The following is a 17,459-nucleotide window of genomic DNA, read 5'->3' as shown; positions in this document are numbered from 1 at the left end:
CTCAGCTTGCCGGCGGATATAGCAAATCGACGATATAGCTCGCGTCGAAGCGGGCATCGAGCATGCCGTAGGTGGCGCGCCAGCCGCCTGCCAGACGTGTCTCGATAAAGGCATCGGCGATGCGGCCTGCACCGAGGCGATAGAGTTCGGCGGCAGCGGCGGCGAGCGCCAGCTGCTCGATCAGCAGGCGGGCAGCCCCCTCGTCGCGCTCGCAAAGCGCCATGGCGGCGCGCAGCACGTCGATGGTCTTCTTGCCGGCCGGGCCGAGATCGCGGGCGAGACCGGCGAAGACAGTCTCGAACAGATCCTTGCCACGCGAGAGAACCCTGAGAAGATCGAGCGCCATGACGTTGCCCGAGCCTTCCCAGATCGCGTTGACCGGGGCTTCGCGGTAATGCCGGGCGATCGGGCGCTCTTCGATGTAGCCGCTGCCGCCGATGCATTCCATCGCTTCATAGATCAGCGCCGGGGCAATCTTGCAGCACCAGTATTTGGCAACCGGCGTCATGACGCGGGCGTAGGCTGCCTCTTCCGCATTGTTGCGTGCCTTGTCGAAGGCATCGGCTAAGCGGAAGGAAAGCGCCGTCGCCGCCGCCACGTCGAGCGCCATGTCGGCGAGAACGCGGGTCATGATCGGCTGGTGGACGAGCATCTTGCCGAAGACGCTGCGACCGCGGGTGTGGTGCACGGCTTCGGCCAGCGAAGCGCGCATGATCCCCGAGGATGCCAGCGCGCAATCGAGCCGCGTCAGCGTCACCATGTCGAGGATGGTGCGGATGCCGGCATCGGGACCGCCGAGCAGGAAACCGAACGTATCGTTGAACTCGACTTCCGAGGAGGCGTTCGAGCGATTGCCGACCTTGTCCTTCAGGCGCTGGAACTGCAGGCCGTTGGCCGAGCCGTCCTCCAGCAGACGCGGCACCAGGAAGCAGCCCATGCCGTCCTTGGTCTGCGCCAGCATGATGAAGGCGTCGCTCATCGGCGCCGACATGAACCACTTGTGGCCCGAGAGACGATAGATGCCTTCGCTGACCTTTTCGGCGGTCGTCTTGTTGGAACGGACGTCGGTGCCGCCCTGTTTCTCGGTCATGCCCATGCCGATGGTCACGGCAGACTTCTGCATGGCGGGCTTGTTCGAGGAATCGTATTTGCGCGACAGGATCTTCGGCGCCCAGTCCTTCTGGACGGCAGGCGAAGCCGAGAGCGCGGCCACGGAGGCGCTGGTCATCGTCAGCGGGCAGAGATGGCCGGATTCCAGCTGCGCCGTCAGATAGAAGCGGGCAGCACGGATCTTGTGCGACTGGTCCTTGGCGTCGGCATCGGCCTGCGGATCCCAGACGGAAGAATGCAGCCCGACGGACATCGAGCGGCGCATCAGCGCGTGCCAGGCCGGATGAAACTCGACGACATCGAGACGCTCGCCGCGCGGGCCGTGTGTGCGCAGCTTCGGCACGCCCTCGTTCGCCATGCGCGCGAGTTCCTGCGCCTCCGGTGAGGTGACATAGCGGCCCATGTTTTCCAGGTCTTCACGCGTGCCGCGCGGCAGCGTTGCCGTCAGGTCGACGATCAGCGGATCGGAGCGGTAGGCATTGATACCGGACCAGAGGCTTGGCTGGTTCAGCTCGGCGAGTTTTTCTTCAGCGGGAGTCATGAGTCGCTTCTATTGCATGAGCCAGATAAATGGAAACCGGAACTTGACGATTTCAACTCCAGCTCTAGCGGATTTGCGGCAAAATTGCATGGGGACACAGAGCTTTGCCCACAGCACAAGCTTGCAGCCGCGGACGGCACTCATTATAGACCCAGCGACACAGCAAGAGGCAGGTTCATGGTCTTTTTCCCCCACCGCCACCTCATCGGTATCAAAGGTCTCACCGAGCAGGATATCACCCTTCTCCTCGACAAGGCCGACGAGGCCGTCAAGATCAGCCGACAGAGAGAAAAGAAGACGTCGACGCTGAGAGGTCTGACGCAGATCAACCTCTTCTTCGAAGCGTCGACCCGCACGCAGGCCTCCTTCGAGCTGGCCGGCAAACGCCTTGGCGCCGACGTCATGAACATGTCGGTCGGCAACTCGTCGGTGAAGAAGGGCGAAACGCTGATCGATACGGCGATGACGCTGAACGCGATGCGACCCGATGTGCTGGTGATCCGCCATTCGAGCGCGGGTGCAGCCGCCCTCCTCGCACAAAAAGTCTCCTGCTCGGTCGTCAATGCCGGTGACGGACAGCATGAGCATCCGACCCAGGCACTGCTGGACGCGCTGACGATCCGCCGTGCCAAGGGCAAGCTGTCGCGCATCATCGTCGCGATCTGCGGCGACGTGCTGCATTCTCGCGTTGCCCGCTCCAACATCCTGCTTTTGAACGCCATGGGCGCCCGGGTGCGCGTCGTCGCTCCGGCAACGTTGCTTCCCGCCGGCATCGCCGACATGGGCGTCGAAGTTTTCCATTCGATGAAGGAAGGGCTGAAGGACGCAGACGTGGTGATGATGCTGCGCCTGCAGCGCGAGCGCATGTCCGGCGCCTTCGTGCCGTCGGTGCGCGAATATTACCATTTCTACGGCCTCGATGCCGAAACGCTGAAATCGGCAAAGGAAGACGCGCTCGTCATGCATCCGGGACCGATGAACCGTGGCGTCGAGATCGCTTCCGAGGTCGCCGACGGCCCGCAAAGCGTGATCGCCGAACAGGTCGAGATGGGTGTCGCGGTGCGCATGGCGGTGATGGAGACTCTGCTTGTTTCTCAAAATCAGGGACCCCGGACTGAAGGAGTGGGCGCATGAGCAATCTCGTCCTCACCAATGTCCGCATCATCGATCCCTCGCGCAATCTCGATGAAACAGGCACCATCGTCGTCAAGAACGGCGTGATCGTTGCCGCCGGCAAGGATGCGCTGAACCAAGGCGTGCCTGATGGCGCCGAAGTCCGCGACTGCAACGGTCTCGTTGCCGTACCCGGCCTCGTCGATGCCCGCGTCCATATCGGCGAGCCGGGTGCCGAGCATCGCGAGACGATTGCTTCCGCCAGCCGGGCCGCCGCGGCCGGTGGCGTCACCTCGATCATCATGATGCCGGATACCGATCCGGTGATAGACGACATCGCGCTGGTCGAATTCGTCAAGAAGACCGCCAAGGACAAGGCGCTCGTCAATGTCTATCCGGCAGCGGCGATCACCAAGCATCTGGCCGGTGAGGAAATGACCGAAATCGGCCTTCTCATGGAAGCCGGCGCCGTCGCGTTTACCGATGGCCGCTCCAGCATTCACGATACGCAGGTGCTGCGCCGGGTGATGACCTATGCCCGCGAGTTCGGCGCCGTCATCTCCTGCGAGACCCGCGACAAATATCTCGGCGCGACAGGCGTCATGAACGAAGGCCTGTTTGCCAGCTGGCTCGGTCTCGGGGGCATTCCGAAGGAAGCCGAGCTGATCCCGCTCGAGCGCGACCTGCGCATCGCCCAGCTGACCCGCGGCAATTATCATGCGGCGATGATCTCGGTGCCTGAGTCGGTCGAGGCGATCCAGCTTGCCAAGCGCCGCGGCGCGAAAGTCACCTGCGGCATCTCGATCAACAATCTGGCGCTCAACGAGAACGACATCGGCGAGTACCGCACCTTCTTCAAGCTCTACCCGCCGCTGCGCACCGAAGACGATCGCGTGGCGATGGTCGATGCGCTGGCAAAGGGCGAGATCGATATCATCGTTTCCTCACATGATCCGCAGGATGTCGATACCAAGCGCCTTCCCTTCGGCGAAGCCGCAGATGGCGCCGTCGGGCTCGAAACCATGCTGGCAGCGGCCCTTCGCCTGCATCACAGCGGCCGCGTCAGCCTGATGCGGCTGATCGATGCGATGTCCACCCGCCCCGCACAGATCTTCGGCCTCGATGCCGGAACGCTGAAGCCCGGCGCCAAGGCGGACATCACGCTGATCGATCTCGAAGAGCCTTGGCTCGTTTCGAAAGACATGCTTCTGTCGCGCTCGAAGAACACGCCTTTCGAGGACGCCCGTTTCTCGGGCCGGGCAGTGGCGACCTATGTGGGCGGGGTCAAGGTTCATTCGCTGGACTGAAGAGGTAGCGGCATGAATGAGAACGAGAACGACAGTCATCATGCCGCCCCGATCCCGAAGAAGCGAGGCTCAAAGCACTATTCGTCGACCATCGTGCTGAGCACCGTATTCGTGACGCTCTGCACGCTGGCCGCGCTGCTGCTCGGTGGCGCGGAAATCTGGGTCTTCGAGAACGGTTAAGACAGCGGCTTCGGGACAAGGCCGTAGAATATAAGGTGGAGGGGACATGATTTCGGAACTCACCAACTGGCAGATCACTCTGCCCATGGCGCTTGCTGCAGCCGTTGCCGGCTATCTGCTCGGCTCCATTCCATTCGGCCTGATCCTGACGCGGGCAGCCGGTCTCGGTGACGTCCGCAATATCGGTTCGGGCAATATCGGCGCCACCAACGTGCTGCGCACCGGCAACAAGAAGCTTGCTGCGGCAACCCTGCTGCTCGACGCGCTGAAGGCGACAGTCGCAGCCTGGATCATGGCCTATGTCGCAGGGCCCGAAGCTGGCGCCATTGCCGGCCTCTTTGCCTTCCTCGGCCACCTCTTCCCGGTCTGGCTGGGCTTCAAGGGCGGCAAGGGTGTCGCCACCTATATCGGCACGCTTCTCGGCGTTGCGCCGCTCTTCGTTCTGGTCTTCGCCGCCGTCTGGCTGACCATGGCCTTCGTCTTCCGCTACTCGTCGCTGGCGGCGCTCACGGCGATGCTTGTCATTCCGGTTGCATTGTGGATATTTGGATACGAAAAGGTTGCAGCCGTCATGGCAATCATGTCGGTCATCTCCTATTACAAACACAAGGCCAACATCTCCCGGCTCATCGGCGGGACGGAAAGCAAGATCGGGGCGAAGGGGTAGGATGGACGTCGAAAGCGCAAGGCCAAAGGGAATTGCGCTTTCGGACCGGCAACGGATCGCCTGGCTTCGGCTGATCCGCTCCGACAATGTCGGGCCCGCCACCTTTCGTGGCCTAATCAATCATTTCGGTTCCGCCGAGGCGGCGCTCGCCGCGCTGCCCGAGCTTTCGGCCCGCGGCGGCGCCACGCGGGCGATCAGGATCGCCACCGAGGCAGAGGCGCATCGCGAACTGGAAACCGCCCGCCGTTTCGGCGCCCGCTTCATCGGCATCGGCGAACCCGACTATCCGCAAGCCCTTCGCCAGATCGATGGCGCCCCGCCGCTGATTGCCGTCAAGGGCGACCTCTCCGTTCTGCATCGTCCGGCAACTGGCATCGTCGGCTCGCGCAATGCCTCGATCAGCGGCGCCAAGTTTGCAGCGATGATCGCCAGGGATTGCGGCCGCGCGGGATATGCCGTCGTATCCGGCCTTGCCCGCGGCATCGATACCGCCGCCCACCGCGCCAGTCTCGATGCCGGCACCATAGCTGCTCTCGCTGGTGGTCTCGACCAGCCCTACCCGCCGGAGAATGTGCCGCTGCTCGATGAGATCTGCAGCGGCAACGGACTGGCGATCAGCGAAATGCCGTTCGGCTGGGAACCCCGCGCCCGTGACTTCCCGCGCCGCAACCGGCTGATTGCCGGCATCGCGCTTGGGCTCGTCGTCGTCGAGGCGGCCACGCGATCAGGATCGCTGATCACGGCACGTCTGGCCGGTGAATTCGGGCGCCTGGTCTTTGCCGTGCCCGGCTCGCCGCTCGATCCGCGCTGCCAGGGCACCAACGGCCTCTTGAAAGACGGAGCGATGATTGTCACTTCGCCCAGCGACGTCATCGAGGCGCTGGCGCCGCTCTCGCAGCTCGACCTGTTTTCGGCACCGATGGCGGAGGAACCTGCCAGTAACGGCCCCGGCCTATCGCCGCCCGACGATTCCGAGCGGGCGCGGATCACCGATGCGCTCGGTCCGGCGCCGGTCGAGGTTGACGACATCATCCGCCACACCGGACTTCCGGCGCCTTCGGTCTATCTGGTTCTGCTGGAGCTGGATATTGCCGGGCGGCTGCACCGGCATCCCGGCGGCATGGTCTCCCTTGCGATGGGAGATTGAGCGCACTACATGCGGTTGTGAAGTTCGCCGGCCTCAACATAGGCCATCTCGATCAGATAGCAGAGCATGCTGGCGTCTTCCTTTTCGGCAACCTGACGCAACTCCGCCAGCATCTGCCTGACAAAGGCGATGTTTTCGCGCGAAGCCGATTTGTCGGTTCTCTTGTTGAAACCCTTGGGCGACATGGACAGTCTCTGAATGACGGACGGCGGCTTGGGAGGGGCCTTGACCACACCTGAAAAACGATAACGCAATTATCTTAAATTGCAATACGTTTATAATCCCTCTCAGGTTGCATCGCGTTGCAAAACGTAAAATTGAAGCAAACCCCTTGACCGAAGCGATTTCCCTGTCCATGTCGGAGAACCGGCAATCTGCAAGCGGCAAGTATTGCGCTCATCCTCCCGCCGGACGCGGCAGTTTTTAGAGAATCATCATGAATGTAGTCGTGGTAGAATCGCCTGCGAAGGCAAAGACGATCAACAAGTATCTGGGTCCTGGATACAAGGTGCTCGCCTCCTTCGGTCACGTTCGCGATCTGCCTGCAAAGGACGGATCGGTTCTGCCCGATCAGGACTTCGAAATGCTTTGGGAGGTCGATGGGGCCTCGGCCAAGCGTATGAAGGATATTGCCGATGCGGTGAAATCCTCCGACGGCCTGTTCCTGGCAACCGACCCTGATCGCGAAGGCGAAGCGATTTCCTGGCATGTCCTCGACATGCTCAACAAGAAGAAGGTGCTCGGCGGCAAGACCGTCAAGCGCGTGGTCTTCAACGCCATCACCAAGAAGGCCGTGCTCGACGCGATGGCCGATCCGCGCGATATCGACGTGCCGCTGGTCGACGCCTATCTGGCGCGCCGTGCTCTCGATTATCTCGTCGGCTTCAACCTGTCGCCGGTTCTGTGGCGCAAGCTGCCGGGCGCCCGTTCGGCCGGACGCGTGCAGTCGGTGGCTTTGCGCCTCGTCTGCGACCGTGAATCCGAGATTGAGCGCTTCATTTCGGAAGAATACTGGAACATCTCGGCGCTCTTGAAGACGCTACGCGGCGATGAGTTCGAAGCCAAGCTGGTTGCGGCCAATGGCAAGCGGTTGCAGCCGCGCGCCATCGGCAACGGCGAGGAAGCCGGAAAGCTGAAGGCATTGCTCGACGGCGCTTCGTATGTCGTCGACAGCGTCGAGGCGAAGCCCGTCAAGCGCAACCCGTCGCCGCCGTTCACGACGTCGACGCTGCAGCAGGCTGCCTCCTCGAAGCTCGGCTTCTCGGCATCGCGCACCATGCAGGTAGCGCAGAAGCTCTATGAAGGCGTCGACATCGGCGGCGAGACCGTCGGTCTCATTACCTATATGCGTACCGACGGCGTGCAGATGGCGCCTGAAGCGATCGATGCGGCGCGCAGCGCCATCGTCGATCAGTTCGGCAGCCGTTACGTTCCCGAGAAGGCCCGCCTCTATTCCACCAAGGCGAAGAACGCCCAGGAAGCTCACGAAGCAATCCGCCCCACCGATTTCAACCGCACGCCTGACGAGGTGCGCAAGTACCTGGATGCCGACCAGATCCGTCTTTACGACCTGATCTGGAAGCGCGGCATCGCCAGCCAGATGGCCTCGGCCGAGATCGAGCGGACGACCGCGGAGATCACCGCCGACAAGGGCGGCGAAAAGGCCGGTCTTCGCGCCGTCGGCTCGGTGATCCGTTTCGACGGCTTCATTGCCGCCTATACGGACCAGAAGGAAGACGGCGAGCAGAGCGACGACAACGACGACGAAGATGGCCGCCTGCCCGAGATCAATGCCCGCGAGAACCTCGCGAAGCAGAAGATCAATTCGACGCAGCACTTCACCGAACCGCCGCCGCGCTATTCCGAAGCCTCGCTGATCAAGAAGATGGAAGAGCTCGGCATCGGCCGTCCGTCCACCTATGCCGCGACGCTCGCCACGCTTCGCGACCGCGAATATGTGACGATCGACAAGCGCAAGCTGATCCCGCATTCGAAGGGACGGCTGGTGACGGCCTTCCTCGAAAGCTTCTTCACCAAATATGTCGAATACGATTTCACGGCCGATCTCGAAGAAAAGCTCGACCGCATCTCGGCAGGTGAGCTGAACTGGAAGCAGGTTCTGCGCGACTTCTGGAAGGATTTCTTCGCCCAGATCGAAGACACCAAGGAACTGCGCGTCACCAACGTGCTCGACTCGCTGAATGAATCGCTGGCGCCGCTGGTGTTTCCGAAGCGCGAGGACGGCAGCGATCCGCGCATTTGCCAGGTCTGCGGCACCGGTAACCTGTCGCTGAAGCTCGGCAAATACGGCGCCTTCGTCGGCTGCTCGAACTATCCGGAATGCAACTACACCCGCCAGCTCTCCTCGGAGAACAACGGGGAAGGCGAAGGCACGGCGCTGAACGAGCCGAAGAACCTCGGCACGGACCCGACGACCGGCGAAGAGCTGACGCTGCGCTCGGGCCGTTTCGGGCCCTATATCCAACGCGGCGATGGCAAGGACGCGAAGCGCTCCTCGCTGCCGAAGGGCTGGAAGCCTGAAGATATCGACTACGAGAAGGCCATGGCACTGATCTCGCTGCCGCGCGATATCGGCAAGCATCCGGAAACCGGCAAGATGATCTCATCGGGCATCGGCCGCTATGGACCGTTCCTGCTGCATGATGGCGGTTACGCGAACCTCGAAACCGTCGAGGACGTGTTCTCCGTCGGCCTCAACCGTGCCGTCACCGTGATTGCCGAAAAGGCCGCCAAGGGGCCGGGCGGCCGCGGCCGTGGAACGCCGGCGGCGCTGAAGGAGCTCGGCGAGCATCCAGATGGCGGCGGTGCGATCACCGTGCGCGACGGCAAGTACGGCCCCTATGTCAATTGGGGCAAGGTCAACGCGACGCTGCCGAAGGGCAAGGATCCGCAGGCGATCACCGTCGAGGAAGCCGTCGAGCTGATCACCGCCAAGGCCGGCAAGGCGCCGGCTCCGAAGGGCAAGGCCAAGCCGAAGGCAGCCGCTGCCGAAGGCAAGGCAACCAAGACTGCCGCCAAGCCGAAGGCCGCAGCCAAACCAAAGGCTGCCGCGAAACCGAAAGCGGCGAAGACCAAGGCGCCTGCCAAAGCGAAGAAGAGCTGAGTGTGAGCAAGATACCGCGCGAGAAGACAAGAGGCCCGGGCAAGCGTCCGGGCAAGGTTGGCCGTGCGGGCAGCGAAGCCCCGCCTGCAGCATTGGATATCACCCACGGCGCCATGCCGTCGCGCGAAGTGATACTGCGCTTCATCGCCGACCATCCGCAGAAGGCATCGAAGCGCGAGATCGCCAAGGCGTTCGGCCTGAAAGGCGATACGCGCGTCGAACTCAAGCACTTGCTGCGTGACCTCGAGCAAGAGGGAATGCTGCAGAAGACCCGCAAGTCGCTGATCCGCCCGGGCGCATTGCCGCCGGTGACCGTTCTCGACATCACCACGCGCGACAAGGATGGCGAGCTGATAGGCCGCCCGGCAGAATGGCCCGATGATCAGGGCGTCGCGCCTGCCGTTGCCATCCGCCAGTCCTCACCTGCGGGACGCCAGGGCAAGGGCAAAGCGCCCGTTGCCGGCATGGGCGACCGGGTTCTCGCGAAAATCTTTCCGGCTGCCGATCGCGGCGGCCCCTCCTATACCGCCCGCATCATCAAGGTTCTCGACAAGCGCCGCGGCGCCAGCATGGGCGTGTTCCGCACCGCTCCCGGCGGTGCCGGACGCCTGCTGCCGATCGAGCGGCGCGGCGAGGAAATGGTGATCGACCCCGAATATACCGGCGGCGCCAAGGACGGCGACCTGGTCGAGGTCGAGATCGCAAGGCTCGGCCGCTTCGGCCTGCCGCGCGCCAAGGTGCTCTCGGTCGTTGGTTCCGTCGGGTCGGAAAAGGCGATCTCGATGATCGCCATCCACGCCCAGGGCATTCCGCATCTCTTCCCGCAGGCCGTCATCGATGAGGCGGAGGCTGCCAAGCCTGCCTCGATGTCGCATCGCGAGGACTGGCGCGACGTTCCGCTGATCACCATAGACCCCGCCGATGCCAAGGATCACGACGACGCCGTTTATGCCGAGACCGACCCCTCGCCTGACAATGCCGATGGCGTCATCGTTACCGTGGCGATCGCCGACGTCTCCTATTATGTCCGGCCGAAATCGCAGCTCGACCGCGAGGCGCTGAAACGCGGCAATTCGGTCTATTTCCCGGATCGCGTCGTGCCGATGCTGCCGGAGCGCATTTCCAACGATCTTTGCTCGCTGCGCGAAGGCGTCGACCGGCCGGCGCTGGCCGTGCGCATGGTATTTTCGAAGGAAGGCCGCAAGATCGGCCATACCTTCCACCGGATCATGATGAAGAGCGCGGCGAAGCTCTCCTACCAGCAGGCGCAGGCTGCCATCGACGGCAAACCTGACGACAAGACCGGCCCGATGCTGGAGCCGATCCTGAAGCCGCTGTGGAACGCCTATGCGGTGATGACACGCGGCCGCGAGCGGCGCCAGCCGCTCGAACTCGACATGCCCGAGCGCAAGATCCTGCTGAAGAATGACGGCACCGTCGATCGTGTCTTCGTCCCGCCGCGGCTCGACGCACACAAGCTCATCGAAGAGATGATGATCCAGGCCAACGTTTCGGCTGCCGAGACGCTGGAGAAGAAGAAGCAGGTTCTGATCTATCGCGTGCATGACGGCCCGACGCTTGCCAAGCAGGAGATCCTGCGCGAGTTCCTGGCGACGCTCGGCATCTCGCTCGCCAAGGGCGGCAACATGCGCGCCAACAATTTCAACGGTATCCTTGCGAAGGCCGATGGGACGCCGCATCAGACGATGGTCAACGAAATGGTCCTGCGCTCGCAGAGCCAGGCGATCTACAGCCCCGAGAATATCGGGCATTTCGGCCTGAACCTGATGAAATACGCACATTTCACCTCGCCGATCCGGCGCTACGCCGACTTGATCGTCCATCGCGCCCTGGTCGGCTCGCTGGGCTTCGGCGAGGGCGGGATCACGCCCGAGGAAGAGGCCGCGCTCGACGATATCGCCGCCGAAATCTCGACCTTCGAGCGCCGGGCGATGGCTGCCGAACGCGAGACCGTCGACCGCCTGATCGCCCACCATCTTGCCGGCCGCGTCGGCGAGGAGTTCGAGGGACGGGTTTCGGGCGTGACCAAGTCAGGACTATTTGTCGCCCTGCCGGAGTATGGAGCTGACGGCTTCATCCCTATATCTACACTGGGCAGCGACTATTTCATCTACGACGAAGCGCATCAGGCGCTGTCGGGAGAGCGGACCGGGCTCGGCTACCGTCTCGGCGACACCGTCACGGTCAAGCTTGCCGAGGCCATTCCGCTGGCCGGCGCGTTGCGCTTCGAGATGGTCAGCGAAGGACGGGCAATGCCGACGGCGGTGCGCTCGTTCCACAAGTCCGGCCGCCGCGATAACATGCAGGCCCGCAAGAAGGCAGGCACGAGACCGCCGCGCGGGCGGCGCTAACGCCAGAGGAAGACTGCGATGACGACGCCTGCACCCGATCACCCGGTCCAATTCGGCGGCACAGACGCGGCCGAACGTCCGCTGACGCGCTCGATCATCCGCGGCATGCTGAACAAATGCCCGAACTGCGGCAGCGGCAAGCTGTTCCGGGCGTTTCTGAAGCCGGTGGACAATTGTGCCGCCTGCGGCGAGGCGATGCATCATCACCGTTCCGACGACCTGCCGCCCTATCTGACGATCTTCGTCATCGGCCACGTCATTCTCGGCGGCTACATGCTGACCGATCTCGTCTGGCCGCTGCCGATGTGGCTGACCTTCGCCATCTGGGCGCCGGCGACGCTGCTCTCGGCGCTCCTCATCATCCAGCCGATCAAGGGCGGCGTCATCGGCCTGCAATGGGCGCTGCGGCTGCACGGGTTCGGCGGTCATAGCGACGACCACGACGTCTATGAGATTCCCGGCAGGGACAAGCCCTAGGGCGCGTTTCGAGGCACCTTCACCATCCAGACATAATTCGCTTGTATTGGGCAACGCTCATGCGCGTGGCGGGCTTTTTGCCTGCCTGTGTCTTTGTCCGGCGAATAAAGTGGTGCGCGTTTTCTTGACTGATCTGATGTTCGACTATTCGATCTCTTGCCATCAGCGCCGGACTTCCCTTAAAGCTCTGCCCGTCACCTGGATTTGGCATGTCTGTGCCCTTCTGTGTGGCACGAGACGGGTGATTCGTTTCAGTCATTCAAGGATGGATATATGTCTCAGCCGAGAAACGGCACGCCGGGCGATGTTGAAGAAATCCATTGGCCGTCGCTCGTTGCCGCCGTCTCGTCGATCTCTGCCGTCGGCATAGCGATCGGCCTTGGCCTTCCGCTGCTCAGCATCATCCTCGAGAAGCGCGGTATTTCGTCGACGCTGATCGGACTGAACACCGCGATGGCCGGCGTTGCCGCCATGGCTGCCGCGCCGATCACGACGAAGCTGGCGCATAAATACGGCGTTGCCTCCACCATGCTGTGGGCCGTGGTGATCTCGGCACTCAGCGCCATCGGCTTCTATTACGCCCAGGACTTCTGGATGTGGTTCCCGTTGCGCTTCGCCTTTCATGGCGCGACGACAACGCTCTTCATCCTGTCCGAGTTCTGGATCAACGCCGCATCACCGCGATCGAAACGCGGCTTCGTGCTCGGCATCTACGCGACAGTGCTGTCGCTTGGCTTTGCCGCCGGCCCCCTGCTCTTCTCGATCCTCGGCAGCGACGGCGTGCTTCCCTTTGCCGTCGGCGCTGTCGCCATCCTGCTTGCCGCGATCCCGATCTTCATCGCGCGCTACGAAAGCCCGGTGCTGGAAGAGAAGCCGGAACTGCATTTCATGCGCTACGTCTTCCTGGTGCCGACGGCGACCGCCGCCGTCTTCATCTTCGGGGCGGTGGAAGCCGGCGGCCTCTCGCTGTTTCCGATCTACGCCACCCGTGCCGCCTTTACCGAATCGCAGGCCGCCCTGCTGCTGACGGTGATGGGCATCGGCAACGTGATCTTCCAGATTCCCGTCGGCCTACTGTCCGACAAGATGAAGGACAAGCGCCCCCTGCTCGCGGCTATGGCTTTCATGGGCTGTATCGGCTCGCTGATGCTGCCGCTGCTCGTGCATAGCTGGGTACTCATGGCAGGCGTCCTTCTCTTCTGGGGCGGCTGTGTGGCCGGCCTGTACACGGTCGGGCTCAACCATCTCGGCTCGCGGCTGACGGGCTCCGACCTCGCCGCCGCCAACGCCGCCTTCGTCTTCTGTTACGCCGTTGGCACCGTTGCCGGTCCGCAGGTGATCGGCGCGGCGATCGACGTTGCCGGCAATAACGGATTTGCCTGGGCAATCGCCGGCTTCTTCGGCATTTATGCCCTGCTTTCAGGCATAAGACTGCTTTTCATTCGAAAGCGAGGTTGACATTTCGGGCGAGATTCGTATTTTCGCGCCAGAATTTGCCGTGGAGCCCATCCGGCTTGCCACGGCATTCATTTTATTAAAGGCAGGAAGACCATGGCTAAGGCTACCACAATCAAGATCAAGCTGCTGTCGACGGCCGACACCGGCTTCTTCTACGTCACGACGAAGAACAGCCGTACGATGACGGACAAGATGACCAAGACCAAGTACGACCCGATTGCTAAGAAGCATGTCGAGTTCAAGGAAACCAAGATCAAGTAATTCCTGATCCCTGGGTTTTGAAAAAGGCGCGCGCCCAACGGCTGCGCGCCTTTTTCGTTTTCCGGTCTACCGTCACGATAAATGTTAGCGCAAACAAAAACACCGCCCTACCGGTTTATCGGCAAGGGCGGTGTTTTTACGAAAGGGGGTCGGCCAGCAAGCAACGCGGCACGAGGAACCGCTTAAAGTTGCGAACTAGCCGACCGACCCCACGACCCAGGAGATGCGGCGGACCTGAGCATCATGGGGTATCTCGGCATCCCATGTTCGGGAGCGCTTTTCTTATGGCTCGATAATTTGCCCGAAAATGAAAGAAAATCAACAAATTCTTAATGATTAGATTTGTGAGCTTGTCCCTATGGTTAAAAGTCCAATTTTGGGGCAGGTGCGAAATGAACGAATCACGTTTCTTTACTTGATGAAGAAAAACGCGATCGAAGAACACCGGAAATATATATCAGTACAATTATCGCGCACTTCCGTTACGTTAGGTAGCCGATTTACGCTCACGCGAATAGTAACATCACCACAACTCTTGGCGCAAAACCATTTATGCTTGACGCTGACTTTTGAGAACGATTCTATTCGTGAAAACGAACACAAATCCMCCTCAAATTGGACGATTGTATCGGCTCTCCATTTTTGGGGTCTTAGTTGAAAAACAGCATGCGATATGGCAGCGACATCATTAAAATTTGTTAATCTTTCACCGCTGCCGGTGGAAAACTGGGAAAACCACCCGCTAAACAGGCCCGGTATCGTCAGGCCGCCGCGGCGACGACTCGGTTGCGGCCGGTGTTCTTGGCTTCGTAAAGCGCGAGATCGGCCTGCTTCATCAGCTGGTCAGGCGTCAACACGCTCGATTGGCGCGAAGCGATGCCGAACGAGGCCGTGACCTTCAGCTCCTCACCTGCCGATTTCAACGTGAAGCCATTGTCTTCGATCGACGCCCGCAGGCGCTCCGCCACGGCTGCCGCGACCTCCGGGGAAGTATCGGGCATGACGACGACGAATTCCTCGCCGCCATAGCGGCAGGCAAGATCGGCGCCGCGCACGGTCGAGCGGATGCGGTTGGCGAATTCCTTCAGGACTTCGTCACCGGCATCATGGCCGTAGGTATCGTTGACCTGCTTGAATCGATCGATGTCGGTGATCAGCACCGAGAGCGGCTTGCCCCGCGCCATCGAGCGGTTGAAGAGCACGTTCAGGTGATTGTCGAGATAGCGGCGGTTATTCAGCCCAGTGAGTGCGTCGGTAACCGCGAGCTCGATCGTGTGCTTGACGCTGGCGCGCAGGCGGTCGTTGAAGCGCTTGCGGCGGATCTGCGTCAGGCTGCGGGCAACAAGCTCGTTCGGATCGAGCGGACGGATGATGTAGTCGTTGACGCCGAGATCCAGCGCCCGGATGACCATGTCGTCGGCGCCCTGCTCGGTGATGATCAGGATCGGGAGGAAGCGTGTGCGCTCCAGCGAACGGAACTGCGAGCAGAGCCGAAGCGGATCGTAATCGTCGAAATTGGTGTTTACAATCACCAGCTCGAACGCATTTTCCGCCGCTTCGAAGAGAGCCGCCTGCGGATCGGAGATCGCCGTGACATCGGCGATCGGCTTCAGCGTCTTGATGATCCGTTCCTGCGAATTGGCGCGGCCATCGACAAGCAGGATCTGGCCTGCGTCCTCGGCCCGTCCCTCGCCTGCCCGCAGCAGATCGTCCATGCCCATGGTCTGCGCCGTTTCGGCGCGGATACGCAGTTCGTCGCTCAGCGTCTTCAGGCGCAGCAAGCTCTTGACCCGCGAGATCAGCTGCAGGTCGTTGACCGGCTTGGTCAGAAAGTCGTCGGCGCCAGCCTTCAGCCCGCGCACGCGGTCGGCCGGCTGATCGAGCGCGGTGACCATGACGACGGGGATATGCGAGGTCTTCGGATTGGCTTTCAGGCGCTCACAGACCTCGAAGCCGTTGAGACCCGGCATCATGACATCGAGAAGAATGATATCAACCTGGTTGCGATCGCAGATCGCCAGCGCCTCATAGCCATCGGCAGCGGTCAGCACGTCGAAATACTCGGCGACGAGCCGCGCTTCGAGCAGCTTCACGTTCGCCGGAATATCGTCAACAACCAGAATGCGCGCAGTCATGAGCTTCTTTCCGATGCACTAAGCATCGCCGAGATACGTCTTGATCGTTTCGATAAATTTGGGAACCGAGATCGGCTTGGACACATAAGCCTCACAGCCGCCCTGACGGATTCGCTCCTCATCGCCCTTCATCGCGAATGCGGTGACCGCGATCACGGGAATGACATGCAGTTCGTCGTCCTCTTTCAGCCACTTGGTCACCTCGAGACCGGAAACCTCCGGCAGCTGGATGTCCATGAGGATCAGGTCCGGACGGTGTTTTCGAGCAAGATCAAGCGCTTCCATGCCGTTCCGGGTCTGGATGGTCGTATATCCCGAGGCCTCGATCAGGTCGCGAAAGAGCTTCATGTTGAGCTCATTATCTTCTACAATCATCACCTGTTTGGGCATGGCAAGCTCGTTCCTATGTTCCGTCCCTGCAAATGTCCGCCTGACAAGAAGCGACCTGCGAACGCGCGGCTCGACGAAACCGATAGCGGCAAGCTACCGGTATTTGGTTGAAAAAAAGGTAACTTACCCAGCGAAATGCAAAGCAACTTCAAGACCTCTAAACAACTGGCCAGGGATCCGCATGAAACGGCGATCGCCGTACTCGGCTGGCTTGCAAATGAACCCGACATGTTTTCGCGTTTTCTTGCGCTGACCGGCATTGAACCGGCCCAGGTGCGCAACGCGATCAACGATACGGCCTTCCTTTCCGGCATGCTCGACTTCGTCATGCAGCATGAGCCGACGGCCCTGGCTTTTTGCCAGGCGAGCGGCACGCCGCCCGAGGCGCTCACGGCTGCCTGGCAGCATTTCGCGTCGCCCGGTCTCGATTCGGGGCAGTATTGACCGTGGCAGAGATCGAGCACCTCGACACATCGCATGTGCGGCTCGCCGACCGGCCGCTGATCGTCTGCGACGTTGATGACGTCGTGCTGCAATTCATCGTGCCGTTCGAACGCTTTCTTGAGAGCGAGGGCTACCGGCTGGTGCCGCGATCGTTCAAGCTGCACGGAAACATCGAAACGCCGGACGGGACAGCGGCTGACGAAGGCACGGTCAGCCGGCTGATCGAAACCTTTTTCGAGCGGCAGGAAGAGTGGCAGGCGCCGCTTCTGCTTGCAGAGGAAACTCTGGCGCGCCTTTCCGGCACTGCCGACATCGTGCTCCTGACGGCCATGCCGCCCGTCTATCGCGACCAGCGCCGCAGGTTGCTCGACCGCTTCGAGCTGCATTACCCGCTGCTCGCCTCGCTGCAGCCCAAGGGGCCGATCGTCAAGGCGCTGCACGGCACCCGCGATGTGCCTGTCGTGTTCATCGACGACATGGTGCGCAACCTTCATTCCGTCCATGACCATGTCGAGGATTGCCTGCTGCTGCACCTGATGCCGGAGTCGGACATTCATCGCTTTGCCCCTTCGGCCATGGAAGGCATTGCCCGGGTGAAGGGCTGGGAGGAGGCATCTGTTCATATCGGCGAACACTTCGGCGCCTCCGGCGGCAATGGCCGCGGCTGATCCGCTGTCTTCATCGATCCAACGGCCCCAAAATGCCGTTTGTTATCCAACGCCACGGCGCTCCT

16 protein-coding genes are annotated in these 17,459 nt (G+C 61.7%); 12 read left to right on the top strand and 4 right to left on the bottom strand.

Translation table 11 applies throughout. The features are described from left to right. Position 1: 1 nt before the first annotated feature. Positions 2-1,651: an acyl-CoA dehydrogenase family protein gene (locus tag AC1DNK_RS16205; protein ID WP_112516938.1), complete on the bottom strand. Its 1,650-nt coding sequence runs from the start codon at positions 1,649-1,651 to the stop codon at positions 2-4. 177 nt (positions 1,652-1,828) lie between these two features. Here AC1DNK_RS16205 and AC1DNK_RS16200 point away from each other — a divergent pair, with 177 nt between their 5' ends. Genes AC1DNK_RS16200 through dprA form a run of 5 tightly spaced genes read left to right on the top strand, consistent with a single transcriptional unit; the run spans position 1,829 to position 6,065 of the window. Further along, positions 1,829-2,785 carry an aspartate carbamoyltransferase catalytic subunit gene (locus AC1DNK_RS16200; protein ID WP_112389705.1) on the top strand — a complete coding sequence of 319 codons (957 nt, stop codon included), beginning with the start codon at positions 1,829-1,831 and terminating at the stop codon, positions 2,783-2,785. Continuing rightward, entirely contained in the window at positions 2,782-4,071 is a 1,290-nt protein-coding gene (locus tag AC1DNK_RS16195; RefSeq protein ID WP_477942138.1) for a dihydroorotase, read from the top strand. The genes AC1DNK_RS16200 and AC1DNK_RS16195 overlap by 4 nt, the downstream gene beginning before the upstream one ends. A gap of 12 nt (positions 4,072-4,083) precedes the next feature. After that, positions 4,084-4,251: a hypothetical protein gene (locus AC1DNK_RS16190; RefSeq protein WP_477942136.1), complete on the top strand. Its 168-nt coding sequence runs from the start codon at positions 4,084-4,086 to the stop codon at positions 4,249-4,251. 46 nt (positions 4,252-4,297) lie between these two features. Further along, positions 4,298-4,918, top strand: coding sequence for a glycerol-3-phosphate 1-O-acyltransferase PlsY (gene plsY, locus AC1DNK_RS16185; RefSeq protein WP_477942135.1), 621 nt, complete (start codon positions 4,298-4,300; stop codon positions 4,916-4,918). 1 nt (position 4,919) lies between these two features. Then, the gene (gene dprA, locus AC1DNK_RS16180) at positions 4,920-6,065 is read left to right on the top strand and encodes a DNA-processing protein DprA (protein WP_477942134.1); all 1,146 of its coding nucleotides are present in this window, start codon (positions 4,920-4,922) and stop codon (positions 6,063-6,065) included. A 5-nt stretch (positions 6,066-6,070) separates the two neighbouring features. On the opposite strand, the gene AC1DNK_RS16175 is transcribed toward dprA, so the two are convergent. Continuing rightward, the gene (locus AC1DNK_RS16175; protein ID WP_112389701.1) at positions 6,071-6,250 is read right to left on the bottom strand and encodes a hypothetical protein; all 180 of its coding nucleotides are present in this window, start codon (positions 6,248-6,250) and stop codon (positions 6,071-6,073) included. 251 nt (positions 6,251-6,501) lie between these two features. Between AC1DNK_RS16175 and topA the strand changes: the two genes are divergently transcribed. The 5 genes from topA (at position 6,502) to rpmG (ending at position 13,757) form a co-directional block, all read left to right on the top strand. After that, positions 6,502-9,189, top strand: a complete 2,688-nt coding sequence (gene topA / locus AC1DNK_RS16170; RefSeq protein ID WP_477942132.1) for a type I DNA topoisomerase — start codon at positions 6,502-6,504, stop codon at positions 9,187-9,189. Positions 9,190-9,191: 2 nt separating this feature from the next. After that, positions 9,192-11,561, top strand: a complete 2,370-nt coding sequence (rnr, locus tag AC1DNK_RS16165) for a ribonuclease R (RefSeq protein ID WP_477942130.1) — start codon at positions 9,192-9,194, stop codon at positions 11,559-11,561. A gap of 18 nt (positions 11,562-11,579) precedes the next feature. Further along, entirely contained in the window at positions 11,580-12,038 is a 459-nt protein-coding gene (locus AC1DNK_RS16160) for a DUF983 domain-containing protein (RefSeq protein WP_112389698.1), read from the top strand. A 273-nt stretch (positions 12,039-12,311) separates the two neighbouring features. Beyond that, positions 12,312-13,496, top strand: a complete 1,185-nt coding sequence (locus tag AC1DNK_RS16155) for an MFS transporter (RefSeq protein WP_112517328.1) — start codon at positions 12,312-12,314, stop codon at positions 13,494-13,496. Between the two features lie 93 nt (positions 13,497-13,589). Beyond that, a complete protein-coding gene (rpmG, locus tag AC1DNK_RS16150; protein ID WP_003587245.1) occupies positions 13,590-13,757 on the top strand; it encodes a 50S ribosomal protein L33 in 168 nt (55 codons plus the stop codon). Between the two features lie 761 nt (positions 13,758-14,518). On the opposite strand, the gene AC1DNK_RS16145 is transcribed toward rpmG, so the two are convergent. Both AC1DNK_RS16145 and AC1DNK_RS16140 read right to left on the bottom strand, forming a co-directional pair. Further along, positions 14,519-15,892, bottom strand: coding sequence for a PleD family two-component system response regulator (locus AC1DNK_RS16145; RefSeq protein WP_112516946.1), 1,374 nt, complete (start codon positions 15,890-15,892; stop codon positions 14,519-14,521). 18 nt (positions 15,893-15,910) lie between these two features. After that, the gene (locus AC1DNK_RS16140) at positions 15,911-16,282 is read right to left on the bottom strand and encodes a response regulator (RefSeq protein WP_003547430.1); all 372 of its coding nucleotides are present in this window, start codon (positions 16,280-16,282) and stop codon (positions 15,911-15,913) included. Positions 16,283-16,417: 135 nt separating this feature from the next. Here AC1DNK_RS16140 and AC1DNK_RS16135 point away from each other — a divergent pair, with 135 nt between their 5' ends. Both AC1DNK_RS16135 and AC1DNK_RS16130 read left to right on the top strand, forming a co-directional pair. Next, a complete protein-coding gene (locus tag AC1DNK_RS16135) occupies positions 16,418-16,726 on the top strand; it encodes a DUF3572 domain-containing protein (RefSeq protein ID WP_477942127.1) in 309 nt (102 codons plus the stop codon). Positions 16,727-16,728: 2 nt separating this feature from the next. Continuing rightward, positions 16,729-17,394 (top strand): hypothetical protein, encoded by a 666-nt coding sequence (locus AC1DNK_RS16130; RefSeq protein WP_477942125.1) that lies wholly within the window; start codon positions 16,729-16,731, stop codon positions 17,392-17,394. The last annotated feature ends 65 nt before the right edge of the window (positions 17,395-17,459 follow it).

Source organism: Rhizobium sp. 01N424, assembly GCF_056399485.1.
Note: the sequence above shows the minus strand (reverse complement) of the source record. Positions and strands in the feature narration are given on the sequence as shown.